We start from the raw sequence: 2,797 nt of genomic DNA, 5'->3' as shown, positions 1-2,797 counted from the left end.
ATTGCCTTCCCTCCCAGATACTTTTACAATTTTTTAATAAATCAATCCGAAAAAGGGGTGTTGCCCCTCATGCCCATAATGCTATACTGTGCTAGTTAGATGCACCCTGATGATCTGGAGAGCTGCCCAAGTGGCTCTCTCTTTTTTTTGGATGATGAATTTTTACTCCGGTTATTTACTGGGTATCTTTGAAGAATTAAAATGACAAAACAAACTGTTGTTCTCCCCAATAGTGCATTTACGGAGATTTTTCAGGAAATTTTGATAAAAAACTCAATAGGGGGTATTGCCCCACATCCTAAGTATGATATATTGTGATAAGTAGATGCACCCTGATGATCTGGAGAGCTGCCCAAAAGGCTCTCTTTTTTTTATTTGTTGCGATCACAGTATGATTTAGCAACGATCAACACAAGATATTTTTCCTAATTTATCCCTATTACCTTTGCTACATCCAGTCATTTAACTAGAAGCAAAAGAAGTTCATTGAGGTGTATTGCCCCTCACCCCAAATATGGTATACTATGTTATATAGATGCACCCTGATGATCTGGAGAGCTGCCCAAGTGGCTCTCTCTTTTTTTGGTTGGTAGTTGGTAGTTGGAGTGGGTGGTTGTTTGAAATGAGTAACAACCAACAAACAACAATCAACAAGCAACAAAAGCTTGATATAATCGCCAGTCAGCCGAGTAATAGTTGCGAGGGGAAAATCATGGCAGACTGGCATGAAATTACTGGTGGTGTGACTGCACCGAGAGGATATCGGGCAGCTGGGATTAAGGCGGGATTAAAACCTTCGGGGTTGCCAGATTTGGCGTTGATCGTATCAGATGTAGAAGCGATCGCTGCCGGAGTATTCACAACCTCCCAAGTGAGGGCGGCGTGTGTAGATTATTGTCGCCAACGTCTGCAAGGTAAGCACAGCGCCCGTGCCATTCTCTGCAACGCCGGACAGGCAAATGCTGCTACAGGTGAACAAGGCTGGCTAGATACCCTAGAATCTGCAATGGCGATCGCTCAAGCGTTGAATATCTCCAGTGACTCTGTGCTATTGGCTTCAACTGGGGTAATTGGGCAGCGCATACCGATGGATAAACTCAAAGCCGGAATTCCCCAACTAGTAGCAGCACTATCGGAAACTGGTTCCGATGCTGCCGCAGGTGCAATTATTACTACAGATTTAGTGCCAAAATCAATCGCCCTAGAAACAACGATCAGCGATCGCCCTGTCAGAATTGGTGGTATTGCCAAAGGTTCTGGGATGATTCATCCGAATATGGCCACAATGCTGGCATTTGTCACCTGTGATGCTGCTGTTTCCCCTCATCTTTGGCAGCAGATGTTAACTAGGGCAGCAGATAAAAGTTTTAATGCGATTACCGTTGATGGCGATACTAGTACTAATGATAGTTTGATCGCCCTTGCTAATGGTGAATCCCGCACCCCAGCAATTACCGACATGGGACACGAAGCCGAAAAATTAGAAGCGATGTTAACAGCAGTATGCCAGCATTTAGCAAAAGCGATCGCTCGTGATGGAGAGGGTGCAACTTGTCTAGTGGAAGTGCAAGTCACTGGCACACAGGATGAACAAGCAGCACGTCAAATTGCCAAAACTATTGCTGGTTCATCTTTAGTCAAATCTGCGATTTTTGGCCGTGATCCTAACTGGGGACGCATTGCGGCGGCTGCCGGACGTGCGGGTGTACCTTTTGAACAAGAGAACCTTAGAATTCAGTTAGGGAATTTTTTAATGATGGAAAATGGTCAACCCCTAGCTTTTGATCGCAAAGCAGCAAGTGAATATCTACAAAAAGCAGCTGCGGGTGCGTATCTTAAGGAAGATACCGTGTTAATTTCTGTAAGTATTGGTAACGGTCATGGTTCCGGTAAAGCTTGGGGTTGTGATTTAAGTTATGACTACGTGAAAATTAACGCTGAATATACCACTTGAAGGTAGAAGGCTGAGAGCAGAAGGTAGTCGCTATGAACAAACCTTACTCTCTCTCTTCTACTAATAGGGATTTGTGTTATTTACAGTAAAACAGAGCGATCGCATTGAAATTAAAGATGAGTTTCAATCCCTAATAGGGATTTGTGTAAGTTGCAACTCGTAAGCCTGGCTGCACTTGAGAGCCATTTGATGGGCGTTTCAATCCCTAATAGGGATTTGTGTAAGTTGCAACCTCCAGGAACGGGGAAAACATTTTTTAGCGAATTCCTGTTTCAATCCCTAATAGGGATTTGTGTAAGTTGCAACGTTGCTGATAAATCAAAGCAGATGATTCATAGCATTTTCAATCCCTAATAGGGATTTGTGTAAGTTGCAACTGTTGTGCCATCAGAGCAAGTGAGAAATGTACGCAGTTTCAATCCCTAATAGGGATTTGTGTAAGTTGCAACATCCTTCAGCTTCTTGTTTTCTAAATATTGGTATAGTTTCAATCCCTAATAGGGATTTGTGTAAGTTGCAACGTTGACAAAAAAATTAAACTAGACCCTGCTTGGGTTTCAATCCCTAATAGGGATTTGTGTAAGTTGCAACCCTGTAAACTCCCAAATCTTGCGCCGGGGACGAGGCGTTTCAATCCCTAATAGGGATTTGTGTAAGTTGCAACAGAAAACTACTACTAGGAGTCTAACCAGTGGTAAGTGTTTCAATCCCTAATAGGGATTTGTGTAAGTTGCAACCTTAACTAAGAATGAACCTACGGACTCTGCAAAAGTTTCAATCCCTAATAGGGATTTGTGTAAGTTGCAACGCTTATTGGCTAAAAAAATGAAAATGTCTGGAGTG

Annotated in this window: 1 protein-coding gene and 1 CRISPR repeat array; the gene reads left to right on the top strand. The window is 42.9% G+C overall.

The window, feature by feature from the left end; all coding sequences use genetic code 11:
* The first annotated feature begins 712 nt into the window (after nucleotides 1–712).
* Nucleotides 713–1,954, top strand: a complete 1,242-nt coding sequence (gene argJ / locus UYI_RS0121710) for a bifunctional ornithine acetyltransferase/N-acetylglutamate synthase (RefSeq protein ID WP_026086098.1) — start codon at nucleotides 713–715, stop codon at nucleotides 1,952–1,954.
* Nucleotides 1,955–2,074: 120 nt separating this feature from the next.
* Nucleotides 2,075–2,762: a CRISPR direct-repeat array (repeat unit 37 nt; unit sequence GTTTCAATCCCTAATAGGGATTTGTGTAAGTTGCAAC).
* Nucleotides 2,763–2,797: the final 35 nt, after the last annotated feature.

It is taken from the genome of Fischerella muscicola PCC 7414 (assembly GCF_000317205.1).
GTDB lineage: Bacteria > Cyanobacteriota > Cyanobacteriia > Cyanobacteriales > Nostocaceae > Fischerella > Fischerella muscicola.
This window is presented reverse-complemented; position numbering and strand designations above follow the sequence as displayed.

Bases quoted from the DNA above. Each gene is read 5' to 3' on its own strand.
- argJ (WP_026086098.1), top strand. From the start codon at position 713: ATGGCAGACTGGCATGAAATTACTGGTGGTGTGACTGCACCGAGAGGA.